Consider the following 16,243-nt stretch of genomic DNA (forward strand, 5'->3'; position numbering starts at 1 on the left):
CCGGGTCAGAGACCCTGCGCGAACTCCTTGAACCACGGACGCAGGGCGGGGCCCAGGTCGTCGCGGTCGGCGGCGAGCTGCACGATGGCCTTGATGTAGTCCACGCGGTCGCCCGTGTCGTAGCGGCGTCCGCGGAAGACGACGCCGTACACGCCGCCCCCGTCGCCGCCGCCGGTAGCGAGCTCCTCGAGCGCGTCGGTCAGCTGGATCTCGCCGCCCTTGCCGGGCTCCGTGCGCTCGAGGATGTCGAACACGTCGGGGCCGAGCACGTAGCGGCCGATGATGGCCAGGTTCGAGGGAGCGTCCTCGGCCTTGGGCTTCTCGACCAGCTGCGTCACCTTGACGACGCCGTCGTCGTCGGTGGGCTCGACGGCCGCGACACCGTAGAGGTGGATCTGCGAGGGGTCGACCTCCATGAGGGCGATCACCGTCGCGCCGCGCTTGTCGTACTCGGCCATCATCTTCTCGAGCAGCGGGTCGCGCTCGTCGATGAGGTCGTCGCCGAGCAGCACCGCGAAGGGGTGGTCGCCGACGTGGCTGCGCGCGCGCAGCACCGCGTGGCCGAGGCCCTTGGGCTCGCCCTGTCGCACCATGTGCACGTCGGCCAGATCGGACGAGTGCTCGACCTTGGCGAGCTTGTCGTGATCGCCCTTCTCGCGGAGCTTCGTCTCGAGCTCGGGCATCGAGTCGAAGTGGTTGGCGATGTTGTTCTTGTTGCGCCCGATGATGATCAGGACGTCTTGGATGCCGGCCCCGGTCGCCTCTTCGACGACGTACTGGATGGCGGGCTTGTCGACCACCGGCAGCATCTCTTTGGGCATGGCCTTGGTGGCGGGAAGGAAGCGAGTACCGAGTCCAGCGGCCGGGATGACGGCCTTGAAGGGCTTATGAGGCATGGCCATACCCTAGCGGGACCGCGCGACACCGTCGGCAACACGCGCGCACGTAGACTTACCGGCATGCCGGATCGCATCGAGCAGGCCAAGCGCGCACTGCGCGCCGATCTGCGCGAACGCCGCCAGACCGTCTCCGCCCATTCGCGCGAGGTGGCCGAGGTCGGGGTCAAAGAACAGCTCGACGCGCTCGTCGATCGCCTGGGCGCCCGGAGCATCTCGTGCTTCCTGTCGACGCCGACCGAGCCGGGTACCCACGCCTTCGTCTCCGGCGCGGTGGCGCGCGGCATCCGGGTGCTCCTGCCCATCACCCGGGAGGACGGACTGCTCGACTGGAGCGTCGCCACCCCCGACACCGAGATCACCGAGGGCATGTTCGGCCTGCCCGAGCCCGTGGGCGACGTGCTGGGTCCCATCGCCGTCAACGACGTCGACCTGTTGGTCATCCCCGCCGCCGCCGTCGACCGCAACGGGATGCGGCTCGGCTGGGGCCGCGGCTACTTCGACAAGACGCTCGGCTCGATGGAGAAGTGCCCGCCCGTGTACGCGGTCATCTTCGACTCCGAATTCGTCGACGACGTGCCCCGCGACGTGCACGACCAGCCCGTCACGGGCGTGGTCACCCCCACGCGCACGGTCGCGATCGCCGCTCACCCCGCCTGACCACCCGAAGGAACACCGATGCCCACCTACTCCTACGCCTGCAAGCAGTGCGGCCACCGCTTCGACGCCGTGCAGTCCTTCTCCGACGCGGCCCTCACCGAGTGCCCGGAGTGCGGCGGCGAGGTGCGCAAGCAGTACGGCTCCATCGGGGTGACCTTCAACGGCTCGGGGTTCTACCGCACCGACTCGCGCGGGTCGAGCGCGGGATCGTCCGGTGGCGCCTCCTCGGGTTCTTCGACATCATCGAAGTCGGAAACGAAGACGTCCGCTCCCTCTTCGGCCTCCTGAGACCGGGTCGGCGCGGCAGAAGGGGAGCCAGCGCATGATCAAGGGATTCAAGGAGTTCATCCTCCGAGGGAACGTCATCGACCTCGCGGTCGCGGTCGTCATCGGAGCGGCGTTCACGGCCATCGTCAACGCCATCGTGCAGGGACTGATCAACCCGCTCATCGGGTTCCTGTTCCAGGTCGGCGATCTCAGCGACCTCAACGTCACCATCCCGACCCTGCTGGGCGGGTACTCGACGTTCGAATTCGGCGCGATCCTGGTGGCGATCATCAACTTCGTGGCCGTCGCCGCGATCGTCTACTTCGTCTTCGTCTACCCCATGAACCGCTGGAAGGCCCGTGCCGCCGCGCGCGCCGGGGTGAACGAGGCGGCCACCGAGGAGCCGAAGCTCCCCACCGAGCAAGAGCTGCTCGTGCAGATCCGCGACCTGCTGGAGCGGCAGAACAAGCTCTGAACCGCGCTCTCGCGCGAAACGGCGTCCGCGCCGGGACCGACCTCCCGGCCCGGGCGCCGTTGCGCGTGAGCGTCCGCTCAGGCCCGCGCGGGGTATGGACCGAGGGGCCCGGCGTCAGTAGTGCGGGGGGACCTCGCGCATCATGCGCTCGTCGTTGGGTCCGGATGCCGCCGGGCGCGCGCCCGTGCCCCGCGCGGGGTCATCGGCGGGGGCGGGCTCCGCCGTGGTCCCCGGTGCGGCCAGGAGCCGTGCGCGCCGCGCCCCGCGCACGCGAACGACCGGCTGGCGGGCGTCGGAGGCGTCGTTCGGCTCGGCCGCCGGCGCCTCCGCCGCAGAAGTGGCCGTTGAAGGCGCCGGGCTCACCGGCGCGGCACCGGAGACGGTGGCATCCGGATTCTCGGACATGCGGGCGCTCAGCCGGGCAGGTCGAGCGGCTCGGTCGTGGAGTCGGGCGCGGCGGTGTCGTCCGGGGCGATCCCGAGCAGTTCCGCGATGCGCGCCGCGACTCCGGCGGGGTCGCTGTAGAGGTCGAATGCGTGCACGCGCACGTAGTGCCAGCCGAGGCGACGCAGGATCTGCGGCCGCAGGCGCAGCGTCTCGCGCAGGGACTCCCCGATCGTCTCGGGGTCGCTCTCGGCCACGACGGCCTTGCCCTTGTGCCGGGCGACGAGCGGCAGCAGACCGCGGTAGTCGACGTCGACCTCGACGCCGAGACGGCGCAGCTCGCGCGCGAGAGCGCGGGTGAGCGGGTCGGCGAGGTCTTCGAGGCGGCTCTCGCGGCCGCGCGCGGCCACGTTGCCGAGGATGCCCATGAGCGTCGCGGCGCCGTGCTCGAGGCGACCGTCGTCGAACGCCGAGGGACGGATCGACGACACGATCACCATCGAGCGGCGCGCGCGGGTCATGCCGACCGTGAGCAGGCGCTCCCCGTCCGGCGTCGACAGGTCGCCGAAGTCGCTGAGCACGCGCCCGTGGCGGGTCAGACCGAAGCCGAGCGAGAACACCACGCGGTCGCGGCTCTCGGCCACCGACTCCTCGAGGGTGAGCACGGCGAACGGCTCGGCGGCATCCCGCGATACGAACTCGGCCACGTCGGAGCGGCCCGCGAGCGCCGCGACCACGGAGGCCCGCACGCGCTCCGCGTGCTTGCGGCTCGCCGTGACGACCATGAGCGACTCCGAGGCGCGGTTCACCGCGTGCTCGACGACGAGGGTGACGACGCGGGCGACCTCGGCGTCGGGGCTCTCGACGGCTCCGCTGACGGGGTCGGGCGCACCGACACCGCCCTCGACGTAGTCGACGCTGAGGCTCCCGCGGCCCAGGTACGAACCCGCCCACGGCAGCGACACGATCTCGCCGCCGTAGAAGGCGTCGTTGACGAGCTGCGACAGGTCTTCTCCCCCGGCGCGGTAGCTGCGCGTGAGGGTCTCCACCGGCAGCAGCTCGGCGATGCGCTCGAAGACGGAGGTCTCGTCGAACGGGACCTCGTCGGAATCGGCATCGGCACCGTCGGGGGCCGCGGCGATCGCGGCGCTCACGCGGAAGGGTGTCGGCTTCTGCACGACCGGGTCGCCGAACAGCACGACCTGCCGGGCGCGGCGCAGGGCGGGCGTCGCCTCGGCGAGGCTCAGGGCCGCGGCATCCGCGATGATCACGACATCGAAGGCCAGGTCGTGCGGCACGTCGGGCACTTCGTACGGCGACGCGAGCCACACCGGCGCGAGGGTGCGCAGGAGGGCGGGAGCGGCATCCGAGATCTCCTGCGCCGTGTGCAGACCGTCTTTGAGAGCGCGCTTGAGCGCGGCGGCCTCGTCGGCGTGGTCGACGATGCCGATGCGCCACTGGGTCGCCAGCTGCGCGGCGAGCAGCGGGCCGGCGGCGGCGGCGTGCGCCTCGTCGACCAGGCGGAAGTCGCGCTCGAGGCGGTCGACGACGCTCGTGTTCGCCCCCAGCAGGGCGCGGTCCGTGCGCAGCAGGTGCTCGAGCGCCGACTGCCACCACGCGAACTCGAGCTCGGCGCCCACGCGCTCCTCGGGAACGTGGCGCACCGACAGCTCGATGAGCAGCTGCTCGAGGCCCAGGCGGGCGAGCTCGGAGCGCAGCTGGGCGCGCTCGACGAGGTTGTCGAAGAAGGTCGACTCGGCGGCGAGGCCCGCGAGGGTGCGAATGAGGCGCTGCACCGGGAGGGTCGCGAGACGCTCGGAGCCCTGGCGACCGAGGATCTGGTCGAGTTCGCCGAGCAGGGCGTCGGTGCGCTGCCAGGCGACGTGCACGTCGGCCAGTCCCAGCGGCACCTCGGGGGTGACGCCCGCCTCGACGACGCGCTGCCACTCGGTGCGCTGCTGCTGGATGCGCACGAGCGCCTCGTACATGTCGGGCACGTGCACGCCCGGGCGCACGTACTCCTTCGACAGGCGCTTGAGGCGGCGGCGGTTCGGACCGCTCATCGCCGACGCGTCGCGACGCGGCGAGTGCGCGTCGATCAGCTCGCCGAGTGGACGCTCGAACACGCTCGGGCTGAAGCGATCGAGCGACTCGCGGATCCCCTGCAGGAGCTTGAGGTAGGCACCCAGCTCCGACACCGTCTGGAACGGACGCATGCGCGTCTGCGCGATGAGCTCGTACCCGCGCTCGAGCAGCCGCGGCACCTCGTGCGCGTGCAGCTTGCCGGCGAGGTCGTGCGCGGCGCGCGCGTCTTCGGTGCGCGTGAAGCTCACGCCGTACCACGGCGAGTCGTCGGGGCCGAAGCGGAACTCCCCCAGTCGCGCGGCCATTGCCAGGGCGCGGGCGGCGGCGTCGCGGCGGCCCGCGAGGCGCTCGAGCGTCGCGAGGTCGAAGCGCGCCTCGGTCGAGGGGGCGGGAGAGGTGGATGCCAGGGACGTCAGCGCGCGCAGCACGTCGAGCGCCGAGACCCCCAGCGCGAGGTGCGGCTCGGTGACGGCCGAGCGGTAGTCGCGCAGCACGGTGCGCAGGCGCACGAGGGCGTCGTCGATCTCGGCGACCTTGGGCTGCTCGGCCTTCTCGTTGCGGCCGATGGCGCGGATGAGGTCGCGGCGCACGTGGTGGGGCGAGACGGCGAGGCCGGTGAGTCCGACGCCGGCGAGGCGGTGACGGATGCCGTCGAGCGTCGAGCGGCGGGCACTGACGACGAGCACCCGCTTGTTGTCGTGCACGAGCTGCCCGATCGCGTTGATCACCGTCTGCGTGCCCCCGGTGCCCGGCAGCGTGTGCACGGCCAGGGAGTGACCGGCGGCGATGCGCGCGAGGACGCGCTCCTGCTCGGCGTCGGCGTCGAGGAGCAGCGTGTCGGCGGCGGGCGCGCGCTCGTCGGGGCTGACGACGACCGGGTCGTCACGACGGACGGAGATGCGGGCGCGGTCGTCGGGGTGACCGGCGAGCGCGTTCAGCAGCGGATCGTCGAGGTCGTGGGTGTCGCGCGCCATGCCCGAGCCGACGTCGGCGAACGAGGAGATGATCAGGCGCGGGTGCACCACGAAGGTGGGGACGTGCGAGGTCAACCGGCGGATGTGGTCGATGACCGGCTGCGGCTTGAACACGCCCTGGTCGTAGGCGAGGCCCGCGAGGGCGGCGCTGTCGATCTGGATGCCGAGGTGCGTGCGGAACGCGCGCGCGAGCTCGGGGTTCATCACGAACGCGCCGTGCAGCTTGAGCTCGAAGTCGCCGTGATGACGACGGATCGCGAGCGGGCGCAGCAGCACGGGGGCCGACCACTCCACTCCCCCGATCTTCCACGCCGACAGGCCCACGGCGAGGTGCACGGGCTCGAGACCGCGCGCGGTGCGCAGTTCGACGTTCTTGGCGGTGATGCGGTCGGCGGCCATGCGCGCGGTGCGCAGCGCGACCTCGTCGCGGAACAGGTTGGACAGCATGGTCGCGCGCCCGGTGATGAACTGCGGGAGCGAGCCCGGGTGCGCCTTGGTGATGTCGATGCCCGCGTCGAGCGCGTCGTCGAAACGCAGCAGCGTCGACCTGCCGCCCAGGGCGGCCGCCTCGGCGCGGATGCGATCGCGCTCGGGGTCGGCGACGTGGCGGACCACGATGCCGGGCTCCGACAATCGCAGCTCGCCCGGATCGACGGACGACGTCGAATCGTCTCCGTCGGCACCGATCACGGTACCGTCCTCAGCTCGCCACACACCTGTCAGACTAAGCCGGGCGGTCCGGGATCGCGCGCAGCGGGGGCGAGTTTCGCGACAATCGACGACACGCCGCGCCACCGGCTCTTCCTCCCCAGGCGCCGGATGACCGGCATCCTCCCCATCTCGAGGCCGCAGCGCAGCGGGCCCCGGCGGCCGTGAAGAGGATGAGGGCATGAGCACAGTCACGAGCACCGAATACGACGGTCCCCTCGGTCCGATCCTGCTGACGTTCGTCGACGACTGCCTCGTGCGTCTCGATGTCGCGCACGACGGGATCGACCTCGCGCGCGCCGAGATCTCCCAGCGTCTGGGCGTCGTCCCCGAACCCGATGCCGCGGTCGGCGAGCCCCTCTGCGCGCAGCTCGACGAATACTTCGCCGGCGAGCGGCGCACGTTCGACGTCGGTCTCGATTGGCGCCTCGTTCGCGGATTCACGCGGGCGGCGCTGGAGGCGACTCTCGACATCCCTTACGGAGAGGTCGCCTCGTACGGCGAGGTGGCGCTCATGGCCGACGCTCCGCGCGCCGCCCGCGCCGTGGGTACGGCGTGCGCCTCGAGTCCGTTCTCGATCGTGGTGCCGGTGCACCGGGTCGTGCGCGCCGACGGGTCGATCGGCGAGTACGGCGGGCACCCCGAGGTCAAGGAGTACCTGCTCGACCTCGAGAGCCGTGTCGTGCGGGGCGAGAGGCTGCAGGCGACCGGATAAGCCGGGGTCGGGGCGCAGGTGCGGACACGGCGACGCCCGGCCCCGCAGGGGGCCGGGCGCGACCGGATCAGTGGTTCGAGGCCTTCTCGGCGCCGAAACCGGTGAGCGAGCGCACGTCCATCTCGGCCGCCTTGCGGCGGTCCTCGGCCGTGCGCGAGGTGACCGAGCCCAGCCACCCGAGGAAGAAGCCCAGCGGGATCGACACGATGCCGGGGTTGTTCAACGGCCAGATCGCCACCCCGGTGTTCACGAACACGCTCGTGGGCGTGCCCCAGAAGACCGGCGAGAGGAAGATCAGCACGAGCGCCGACCCGAGGCCGCCGTACATGCTCCACACCGCGCCGCGCGTGGTGAACCGGCGCCAGAACAGCGAGAACAGGATCGTCGGCAGGTTCGCCGAGGCGGCGACGGCGAACGCCAGCGCCACCAGGAACGCCACGTTCTGCCCCTGCACGCCGATGCCGCCGAGGATCGCGAGCACACCGATCACGATCACCGTGCGACGAGCGACCTTGACCTCGCCGTCGGGCGGGACGTCGCCCTTCTTCACGACGTTCGCGTAGATGTCGTGCGCGAACGAGGCCGCCGCCGTGATCGTCAGACCGGCCACCACCGCGAGGATCGTGGCGAACGCCACCGCCGAGATGAACCCGAGCAGCAGCGGACCACCGAGCGCGAACGCGAGCAGCGGAGCGGCCGCGTTGACGCCGCCGGGCGCCGCGAGGATGGCATCCGCCCCCACGAGGGCTCCCGCACCGTAACCGAGGACGAGGGTGAGGATGTAGAACAGGCCGATCAGCCAGATGGCCCAGACCACCGAGCGACGGGCCTCCTTCGCGGTGGGGACCGTGTAGAACCGCATGAGCACGTGCGGCAGACCCGCGGTTCCCAGCACGAGGGCGAGGGCGAGCGAGATGAAGTCCCACGGGTTCTTGCCGTACTGCAGCCCCGGGGCCAGCACCGCATCACCCTTGGGCGACGCCGCCACGGCGCTCTCGAGCAGGGTGTTGAGGCTGAAGCCGTTGATGGCGAGCACCCACACCGTCATGACCACGGCACCGCCGATGAGCAGGAACGCCTTGACGATCTGCACCCAGGTCGTGCCCTTCATGCCGCCGATCAGCACGTACACGATCATCAGGATGCCGACGACGGCCACCACGATCGACTGCCCCACCCGCTCGGTGATCCCGAGCAGCAGCGACACCAGGCCGCCGGCACCCGCCATCTGCGCGAGGAGGTAGAAGAAGCACACCGCGAGCGTCGTGATCGCGGCGGCCATGCGGACCGGACGCTCCTTGAGCCGGAACGACAGCACGTCGGCCATCGTGAACTTGCCCGTGTTGCGCATCAGCTCGGCCACGAGCAGCAGCGCCACGAGCCATGCGACGAGGAAGCCGATCGAGTAGAGGAAGCCGTCGTAGCCGTTGATCGCGATGGCGCCGACGATGCCGAGGAACGACGCCGCCGACAGGTAGTCGCCGGCGATCGCGAAGCCGTTCTGCGGGCCCGTGAACGAGCGGCCCGCCGCGTAGTAGTCGGCCGCCGTCTTGCTGTTGCGGCTGGCGCGGATGACGATGAACAGCGTCACCGCGACGAACGCCCCGAAGATCGAGATGTTCAGCACCGGGTTGTTCTCGACCGTCTGCACGGCGGCCTCCACGGCGGCGAGCACGTCGTTCACGATCGACCCCCCTCGGCGCGCTCGAGTTCATCGCGCAGGGCCTCGGCCCCCGGGTCGAGGCGACGGTTCGCGTAGGCGACGTAGCCCATCGTGATGGCGAACGTGGTCACGAACTGCCCCAGTCCGAACAGGAGTCCCACCGTGATCGCGCCCGACACCGGCTGGGCCATGAAGCCCGGGGCGAACGACGACAGCAGGACGTAGACGAAATACCAGACGAGGAACGCCACCGCGAGGGGGAAGACGAAGCTGCGCTGACGCCGCTTCAACTCCCGGAACGGGGCGGACTCCTCGACCGCGATGTAGTCGACGCCGCTCGTGTGCGCGTCGTCGATCCGACGGTCCGTCATGTGGCCTCCTTGCCTCATGAGTCCGGCGCAGCGCCACGCTGCGCCGTTCGGGGGAAAAGTCCGGGTCGGCTGGCGCTTCCCCGGTGGTAGGGTCGACGCTACGAAACGCGGCGACGACGCCGTCACCCCCGGAAGTAGGTAGTGCGTGGCTGCACCGTCCACACTTCGAGACGACACGAGATTGGTGTCGCACGCCGTGAGCGAGCTCGCCCGGCGCACGCACTTCCCCGTGGCCTTCGGCGGTCTCGAACACGACGGAGCGGTGCACGTGACCACGATCGTCGGGGCGCGGACGCGCAGCATCGAAGGACTCGTCGTGCACGCGACCCGCGGGCTGGGCGGTCGCGCCCTCGTCGAACGCCGCCCGCGGATGACCCTCGACTACCGCACCGCCCGCTCGATCACCCACGACTACGACCGCGCGATCCTCGGCGAGGGCATCGCGACGCTGTTCGCGGTACCCGTGCTCGTGGGCGGAGCGGCGCGCGGGGTGCTGTACTGCGGATCGTGGGCGCAGTCGCAGGTCGGCCAGGTCGAAGCCCGACCGGCCTTCGACGTCGCCGGCGAGCTCGGCACCGAGCTGCGGGTGCGCGCCGAAGTGGAGCGGCGGATGGCCGCGGCGCCGGCCCCCGAGGGCGGGCTGAGCGCGGGGGCGCGCGAAGAGATCCGCGAGAGCTACGCGCAGCTGCGCAGCCTCGCCGCCACCGTCGGCGACGACGCCGTGCGTCGCCGGCTGGAGGACATCGAGGCGCGCCTGGCCGCGCTCACCGGTGATGCGGCCGGCTCGACCGCCGATGCCGACCTGCACCTCTCCCGGCGCGAGGTCGACGTGCTCGCGTGCGCGGCCGTCGGCTCGACGAACGGCGAGATCGCGGCATCCCTCGGCCTGCGCGAGACCACCGTGAAGTCGTATCTCGCGTCGGCGATGTCGAAGCTGGACGCCTCGACGCGGCACGCCGCCGTCACGCGTGCGCGGCGCGCGGGACTGCTCCCCTGACCCCTGGACGGCCGGTGGGAAACCCCTGGCAATGGCCGCGAGGAGTTGAGAGCGGCCCGGATTCTCGGCATCGTGGCTGACTCCTGTCGTCGATCAGAGAAGGAGAGTCACCCATGCTGACGCTCACCGAAGAGGCCACGACCGCCGTCAAGACCATCACCGCGCAGTTCCCCGACGCCCCGCAGGGCGGCGTGCGCATCGCCGGAGCGGGCTCCCCCGAGTCGCAGTTCGCGCTGTCGGTCGTGGACGCCCCCGAACCGGCCGACACCGTCGTCGAGAACTCCGGAGCGCGGGTGTTCCTCGACACCGACGCCGCCGCGGTGCTCGATGACCGCGTACTCGACGCGCAGATCGACCCGCAGGGGTCGGTGCAGTTCGCGGTGACCACCGCCGCGTGATCCGCGCGTGACGCGCTGACGCGTTCTCGACGATGCCCCGGCCCGCGTGCCGGGGCATCGTCGTGTCCGACGGCCTCAGCCGCGGAAGACCACGATCTCGTCGAGGTCCTCGTCGTAGACGAACTGCAGGGCCGTGTCGACGGGAAGCGTCGTGGCCGCGCGCTCGGGGGTGTCCTCGGTGAGGAGGATCGTGAAGGTCGCGGGGAACAGACCCGCCGCGCACGAGGGCAGCAGGAACTGCCCCTCGTAGCCGTACCCGTCCTCGCTCTCGTCGAACAGGTCGGGCTGGTACACCGTCATGCACCTCGCCGCGCCCTCTCCGGCCCGGAACGACGGGTAGGTAACCGGGCGGAAGCCCTCGAAGGCGGCGTAGGCCTTCACGTTGCCGGTGATCCCGCGGTACAGCGAGCTCGGGATCTCGAACGAGGGGTCGGGGGCCAGCCGCGCGACCTGGGTGGCCCCCACCTGCAGCGGATCGGTCTGCACGCGCTGCACGATCACGAGCGCCGTGAGCAGGGTCGCCACGATGAGCGCCGCCCCGGCGAGGAGGACGGCCGTGGAACGCCGCACGCGCGGCATCCTCCGACGCGGGCGGGCGATCTCGCCGTCGTCCTCGGTCGCCTCCGCGTCGTCCGGGGCGTCGACCGCGACGGGGTCCGGCTCCCCGCCGCGCGGCGGGCGGCTCTCGTCACCCGCGAGCGCGTCGCGCGCGCGCTGCTCGAGCTCGATCAGACGCTGCACGGCCGCGGGGTCGGCGGAGATGTCGGCGCCCGGCGCGAAGGCCCGGCGTCGGAGGGTCGCGAGTTCGTCGTCGTCGTCGATGCGCGGCATCCCCCGATTCAAGCAGTGCGGCGCCCTGTCGTGCGGGGCGACGACCGCACCCTGCGCGAACCGGCCGGGTCGCGTCAGTGCCCGGTGAACGAGGGCGCGCGCTTGGCCTGGAACGCGGCGAAGCCTTCGCGGTAGTCGTCGGTGGCGGCGAGCGCCGCCTGCGCGCGGTTCTCGAGCGCCATCGCCTCCCACAGCCCCCGCCGCTCGTCGCGGATCGCCGAGACGATGCGCTTGCTCGCGCGGAACGCGGCCGTGGGTCCGGCCGCAGCCCGGCGCGCGGCCAGGGTCGTGGCATCCTGCACCTCGGCGGCGGGGAACACGCGCGAGAACATCCCCGCCCGCACCGCCTCGTCACCCGACAGCAGGCGCCCGGTGTAGACGAGGTCGAGGGTCGCGTGGATGCCGAGCCGCTCGGCGAACAGCGCGTGGCCGCCGGAGTCGAGGGCCGCCCCCAGGGCCGCGAAGGGCGAACCGATCTTCGCGGTGTCGGCGACGTACACGACATCGGTCGCGATGAGCAGGCCGAGCCCGACGCCCAGGCACGCGCCGTGCGCCACCGCGAAGGTGGGTGCGGGGAAGTCCGCCATGCGGCGCAGCAGGGGCGTCAGCGTGTCGTCGAGGTAGGCGGCGACGTCGTCGGTCGCCGGGTCGACGCCCGAGATGTCACGGCCGGCGCAGAACGACGGCCCCTCCCCGCGCAGCAGCACGGAGCGGGCCCCGTCGGCCTCGGCGCGGCCGTAGGCGGCGGCGAGGTCGTGCAGATCCGTCGGGCCCAGGGCGTTGCGCCGGGAGGGGGCGTCGAGGACGATCTCGGCGACGTCGTCGGCGAGGCGGTAGTCGATCACGGTGCTCACCCGTCGTAGTCGACGCGGACCGCGTCGGAGGTCGGGTGCGATTGGCAGGTGAGCACGTATCCGCGCTCGATCTCGTCGGGTTCGAGGGCGTAGTTCTCGCTCATCGAGACCGCCCCCCCGATCACGCGTGCGCGGCACGTGCCGCACACCCCTCCCGCGCACGCGAACGGCACGTCGGGCCGCACCCGCAGGGCCGCCGCGAGGATCGTCTCGTTCGCTTCGACCGGGCTGTCGACGGATGCCGACTGACCGTCGAGCGTGAAGTCGATCCGCCGCACCGGCTCGTCGGCGCGCACGCGCACCGGGCGCGCTCCCCCGGTCTGCGCGGGGGCGTCGCCGTCGCCCGCGGTGAACAGCTCGAAGCGGACGCGCTCGCGCGGAACCCCCACCTCGGCGAGCGTCTCGCGGCACAGCTCGACGAGGGCGAACGGTCCGCACAGGAACCACTCGTCGACGGATGCTGGGTCGATGAGCCGCGACAGGATCAGACGCAGCCGCTCCTCGTCGATGCGGCCCGAGAACACCGGCGCCGCGCGCTGCTCGCGCGAGAGCACGTGGTGCAGCGTGAGACGCGAGGGATAGCGGTCCTTCAGGTCGGCGAGCTCGTCGACGAACATCACGTCGGTCGAGGAGCGGTTGGCGTAGACGATCGTCATGCGGCTCTGAGCGGAGCGCTCGAGCACGTCGGTCGCGAGCGCCATGATCGGCGTGATCCCGGAGCCCGCGACGATCGCGACGACGTGTCCGGTCGTGGTCGACGCCTTCGAGACGAAGGTGCCCTGCGGGCTCATCACCTCGATCTCGTCGCCCGGGCGCAGGCCCTCATGCGCCCAGCTCGAGAAGCGTCCGTCGGGGTCGCGCTTGATGCCGACGCTGATGCGGCCCCGCGCGGGCGGGCGGCACAGCGAGTAGGAGCGGCGCAGGTCGTCGCCGTCGACGCGCGCGCGCAGGGCGACGTACTGCCCGGCGGCGTAGTCGAAGGCGTCGGCGAGCTCGTCGGGGACGGCGAAGGTCACCTCGATCGCGGTCGGGGTCAGCGGGCGCACGTCGGCGACCCGCAGGGTGTGGAACCTCGCGCGGGCGCGCCCGCCGGTCTCGCGCACCGCGCCGAGCGTCGAGGGGGCCGGGGTCGAGAGGGCCGGGGTCGCGGCATCCGTGTCCGTCGTCGTCATCACAGGGCCTTGAAGTGGTCGAAGGGTTCGAGGCACGCGCGGCACTCCCAGTGCGACTTGCACGAGGTCGAGCCGAAGCGCGAGACCTCGCGCGTGTTCAGGGAGCCGCAGCGGGGGCACGCGACGCTCAGCTTCACGCGGATGGGACCCGCGGGCGCGCGACCGGTGGGCGGGGCGATGCCGTACGCGGTGAGCTTGCGCTTGCCCTCGTCGCTCATCCAGTCGGTGGTCCACGCGGGGGTCAGCGTCGTCTTCACGACGGCGTCGTCGAAGCCGGCCGAGGTGAGGGCGAGGACGATGTCGTCGCGGATCGCGTCGACCGCCGGGCACCCCGAGTAGGTGGGCGTGATCGTCACGGTCACCGTGTCACCGTCGAGACGGACGTCGCGGAGCACTCCGAGGTCGTCGATCGTCAGCACCGGCACCTCGGGATCGACGACGGCCGCCGCGATCTCGCGGGCGCGTTCGAGGGTCGGGGTCACCACGTCGCCCCCGGGTGGCGGCGGGCGAGCACCTGCATCTCGGCGAGCAACGGCCCGAGAGCGGGGTGATGACGCCCCTCGCGTCCGCCCGCGGAGGAGGCGGGGATCGCGGGCACGGCGACGTCCTCTTCGGCGAGCACGGCGGCCAGCACCTCGTCGACCCGCCCGCGCAGCGTGGAGGGACGCACGGCGATCCCCTCGAGGCGATCGTGCAGCAGCTCGTCGCGGAACAGCTCGTCGAGGTACGGCCAGGTGTCGTCGAGGCCGACCAGGAAGCGTCGGCGCGACTCCTCGGTCCCGCCCGCCAGGCGCAGCGTCCATTGCACGGCGTGGTCGCGGTGGTAGTCGACCTCTTTCTCGGCCTTGGCGGCGACCGCCGAGAGCACGGGATCGGAGGATGCCGCGAGCTCGCGATACAGCTCCAGGAGATACGCGGATGCCAGGAGCTGACGGGCGATCGTGTGCGCGAAGTCGCCGTTCGGCAGTTCGAACAGCCAGGCGCTGCGGAAGTCCCGCTCGTCGCGCCAGTAGGCGAGGTCGTCCTCGGTGCGGCCGTCGTAGGTGCCGGCGTAACGCAGCAGGGAACGCGCGTGGCCGAGCAGGTCGAGGGCGATGTTGCCGAGGGCGACGTCTTCTTCGAGCTCGGGGGCGCGGGCGATCCAGCCGCAGAGGTTCTGGGCGAGGATCAGCGCGTCGTCGCCGAGCCGCATCGCGTAGGCGGCGACGTCGGGGTCGGTGGCACGGTCCTCTCCCCCGGCGAGCTCGGCCGCGAGCTCGCGCGCGTCGAGCGACACGTCGCCGTGCGGATCGGCGCCGTGCGGGTCGGCGCCGTGCGGGTCGGCGCCGTGCGGATCGGCGCCGTGCGGATCGGCGCCGTGCGGGTCGGCGGCTTCGACGGGCTCAGCCACCGACGCCGCGCCAGGTCCCTGAGCCTGTCGAAGGGACCGGTCCCCGTGATCGGTCGAGATGCTCACAGGTGCGGCACCCCCTCGGAGGCGGTGTAGTACACCGCGTGCCGGTAGTTCTTGCCCGCGGGCGACTCGAAGAAGGCGCCCTTCGCTCCCGGATCGCTCGTCGTCACGGCATCCGAGGGAACGACCCAGACCGACACGCCCTCACCGCGACGGGTGTAGAGGTCGCGGGCGTTGCGGACGGCGAGTTCGGCGTCGGGCGCGTGCAGCGAACCGACGTGCACGTGGCTGAGGCCGCGGTTCGCGCGGACGAAGACCTCCCACAGGGGCCAGGTCTCGGCGGGGCTGCCTCCGGGCGTGGCCATCAGGCGGCCGCCGTCTCGGTGCGGGCGGCGCTCTTCTTCGCGGCGTAGGCCGCGGCGGCTTCGCGGACCCAGGCTCCCTCTTCGTGCGCGTCGCGGCGGTGCTGACGGCGCATCGTGTTGAGCGGTCCGCGGCCCGCGAGCACCTCGTGGAACTCCGTCCAGTCGATCTCGCCCATGACGTACTCGCCGGTCTCGTCGTCGTAGCGCAGCTCGGGGTCGGGCAGGGTCACTCCCAGCACGGCCGCCTGCGGCACGAGCATCGAGACGAATCGCTGCCGCAGTTCGTCGTTGCTGAAGCGCTTGATGTTCCACGCCATCGACTGCGCCGAGTTGGGCGAATCGTCATCCGGGGGCCCGAACATCATCAGGCTCGGCCAGTACCAGCGGTTCACGGCATCCTGAGCCATCTCGCGCTGCTCCTCGGTGCCCTGCATGAGGGTGAGGAGGATCTCGAAGCCCTGACGCTGGTGGAACGACTCCTCCTTGCAGATGCGCACCATCGCCCGACCGTAGGGTCCGTACGACGCGCGGCACAGCGGCACCTGGTTGCAGATCGCGGCACCGTCGACGAGCCACCCGATGGCGCCCATGTCGGCCCACGTCGGCGTCGGGTAGTTGAAGATCGACGAGTACCGCGCCTCGCCGTCGACGAGCTGCTGGGTCATCTCGTCGCGCGTGATGCCGAGCGTCTGCGCCGCGGAGTAGAGGTACAGACCGTGCCCCGCCTCGTCCTGCACCTTGGCGAGCAGGATCGACTTGCGCTTGAGGCTCGGCGCGCGGGTGATCCACGCCCCCTCGGGCTGCATGCCGATGATCTCGGAGTGCGCGTGCTGCGAGATCTGGCGGATGAGCGTGCGGCGGTAGGCCTCGGGCATCCAGTCGCGCGGCTCGATGCGGCCGTCCGCCTCGATGAGGGCGTGGAACATCTCCTCGCCGTCCCGGACGTCGCTGGGGGGTGCGGTCATCGTCATCGTCGACTCCTTTTACAGACCGATCGTTCAGTAAAGTGTATCCGCGGGCGCGGCGGTCCGCAAC

General features: G+C 71.7%; 18 protein-coding genes. 6 read left to right on the forward strand and 12 right to left on the reverse strand.

Annotated features, from left to right (window positions below; translation table 11 throughout):
- Nucleotides 1-5 precede the first annotated feature (5 nt).
- On the reverse strand, nt 6-896 hold the full coding sequence (galU, locus tag FB047_RS07515) for a UTP--glucose-1-phosphate uridylyltransferase GalU (RefSeq protein WP_076676699.1): 891 nt from the start codon (nt 894-896) through the stop codon (nt 6-8).
- 63 nt (nt 897-959) lie between these two features.
- Between galU and FB047_RS07520 the strand changes: the two genes are divergently transcribed.
- From FB047_RS07520 to mscL, 3 genes are read left to right on the forward strand one after another with little or no spacing between them, the layout of a single operon-like run.
- Nucleotides 960-1,556 (forward strand): 5-formyltetrahydrofolate cyclo-ligase, encoded by a 597-nt coding sequence (locus FB047_RS07520; protein ID WP_136586584.1) that lies wholly within the window; start codon nt 960-962, stop codon nt 1,554-1,556.
- Between the two features lie 18 nt (nt 1,557-1,574).
- A complete protein-coding gene (locus FB047_RS07525; protein WP_136586585.1) occupies nt 1,575-1,844 on the forward strand; it encodes an FmdB family zinc ribbon protein in 270 nt (89 codons plus the stop codon).
- 34 nt (nt 1,845-1,878) lie between these two features.
- Nucleotides 1,879-2,298 carry a large conductance mechanosensitive channel protein MscL gene (gene mscL / locus FB047_RS07530; RefSeq protein ID WP_136586586.1) on the forward strand — a complete coding sequence of 140 codons (420 nt, stop codon included), beginning with the start codon at nt 1,879-1,881 and terminating at the stop codon, nt 2,296-2,298.
- A gap of 114 nt (nt 2,299-2,412) precedes the next feature.
- On the opposite strand, the gene FB047_RS07535 is transcribed toward mscL, so the two are convergent.
- Entirely contained in the window at nt 2,413-2,703 is a 291-nt protein-coding gene (locus FB047_RS07535) for a hypothetical protein (protein ID WP_136586587.1), read from the reverse strand.
- Nucleotides 2,704-2,711: 8 nt separating this feature from the next.
- Entirely contained in the window at nt 2,712-6,431 is a 3,720-nt protein-coding gene (locus FB047_RS07540; protein ID WP_205822751.1) for an AAA family ATPase, read from the reverse strand.
- 199 nt (nt 6,432-6,630) lie between these two features.
- Between FB047_RS07540 and FB047_RS07545 the strand changes: the two genes are divergently transcribed.
- Complete coding sequence (locus tag FB047_RS07545) at nt 6,631-7,164, forward strand: methylated-DNA--[protein]-cysteine S-methyltransferase (RefSeq protein ID WP_136586588.1); 534 nt, start codon at nt 6,631-6,633, stop codon at nt 7,162-7,164.
- 67 nt (nt 7,165-7,231) lie between these two features.
- Here the strand turns inward: FB047_RS07545 and FB047_RS07550 are convergent, their stop codons facing one another.
- Nucleotides 7,232-8,848: a solute symporter family protein gene (locus FB047_RS07550; protein WP_205822754.1), complete on the reverse strand. Its 1,617-nt coding sequence runs from the start codon at nt 8,846-8,848 to the stop codon at nt 7,232-7,234.
- On the reverse strand, nt 8,845-9,198 hold the full coding sequence (locus FB047_RS07555) for a DUF485 domain-containing protein (RefSeq protein ID WP_136586589.1): 354 nt from the start codon (nt 9,196-9,198) through the stop codon (nt 8,845-8,847). The genes FB047_RS07550 and FB047_RS07555 overlap by 4 nt, the downstream gene beginning before the upstream one ends.
- A gap of 196 nt (nt 9,199-9,394) precedes the next feature.
- On the opposite strand from FB047_RS07555, the gene FB047_RS07560 reads away from it, so the two are divergent.
- Together FB047_RS07560 and FB047_RS07565 are read left to right on the forward strand one after the other, a co-directional pair.
- A complete protein-coding gene (locus tag FB047_RS07560) occupies nt 9,395-10,195 on the forward strand; it encodes a helix-turn-helix transcriptional regulator (RefSeq protein ID WP_338095119.1) in 801 nt (266 codons plus the stop codon).
- Nucleotides 10,196-10,308: 113 nt separating this feature from the next.
- Nucleotides 10,309-10,593 (forward strand): Fe-S cluster assembly protein HesB, encoded by a 285-nt coding sequence (locus FB047_RS07565; RefSeq protein ID WP_136586591.1) that lies wholly within the window; start codon nt 10,309-10,311, stop codon nt 10,591-10,593.
- A gap of 75 nt (nt 10,594-10,668) precedes the next feature.
- Here FB047_RS07565 and FB047_RS07570 read toward each other — a convergent pair whose 3' ends face one another.
- The 7 genes from FB047_RS07570 to paaA all read right to left on the reverse strand — a co-directional run bounded on the left by FB047_RS07570 (nt 10,669) and on the right by paaA (nt 16,179).
- A complete protein-coding gene (locus FB047_RS07570) occupies nt 10,669-11,424 on the reverse strand; it encodes a hypothetical protein (protein ID WP_136586592.1) in 756 nt (251 codons plus the stop codon).
- A 74-nt stretch (nt 11,425-11,498) separates the two neighbouring features.
- Nucleotides 11,499-12,269, reverse strand: coding sequence for an enoyl-CoA hydratase/isomerase family protein (locus tag FB047_RS07575; protein WP_136586875.1), 771 nt, complete (start codon nt 12,267-12,269; stop codon nt 11,499-11,501).
- A gap of 5 nt (nt 12,270-12,274) precedes the next feature.
- A complete protein-coding gene (gene paaE, locus FB047_RS07580; protein ID WP_240752668.1) occupies nt 12,275-13,450 on the reverse strand; it encodes a 1,2-phenylacetyl-CoA epoxidase subunit PaaE in 1,176 nt (391 codons plus the stop codon).
- Nucleotides 13,450-13,932 carry a 1,2-phenylacetyl-CoA epoxidase subunit PaaD gene (gene paaD, locus FB047_RS07585; RefSeq protein ID WP_136586877.1) on the reverse strand — a complete coding sequence of 161 codons (483 nt, stop codon included), beginning with the start codon at nt 13,930-13,932 and terminating at the stop codon, nt 13,450-13,452. The genes paaE and paaD overlap by 1 nt, the downstream gene beginning before the upstream one ends.
- The gene (gene paaC / locus FB047_RS07590) at nt 13,929-14,840 is read right to left on the reverse strand and encodes a 1,2-phenylacetyl-CoA epoxidase subunit PaaC (protein ID WP_136586593.1); all 912 of its coding nucleotides are present in this window, start codon (nt 14,838-14,840) and stop codon (nt 13,929-13,931) included. Before paaC ends, paaD begins: the two co-directional genes overlap by 4 nt.
- A gap of 62 nt (nt 14,841-14,902) precedes the next feature.
- Nucleotides 14,903-15,208, reverse strand: a complete 306-nt coding sequence (gene paaB / locus FB047_RS07595) for a 1,2-phenylacetyl-CoA epoxidase subunit PaaB (protein WP_055838158.1) — start codon at nt 15,206-15,208, stop codon at nt 14,903-14,905.
- Nucleotides 15,208-16,179 carry a 1,2-phenylacetyl-CoA epoxidase subunit PaaA gene (paaA, locus tag FB047_RS07600; RefSeq protein ID WP_136586594.1) on the reverse strand — a complete coding sequence of 324 codons (972 nt, stop codon included), beginning with the start codon at nt 16,177-16,179 and terminating at the stop codon, nt 15,208-15,210. Before paaA ends, paaB begins: the two co-directional genes overlap by 1 nt.
- Nucleotides 16,180-16,243 lie beyond the last annotated feature (64 nt).

It is taken from the genome of Microbacterium hydrothermale (assembly GCF_004854025.1).
GTDB classification, from domain to species: Bacteria; Actinomycetota; Actinomycetes; order Actinomycetales; family Microbacteriaceae; genus Microbacterium; species Microbacterium hydrothermale.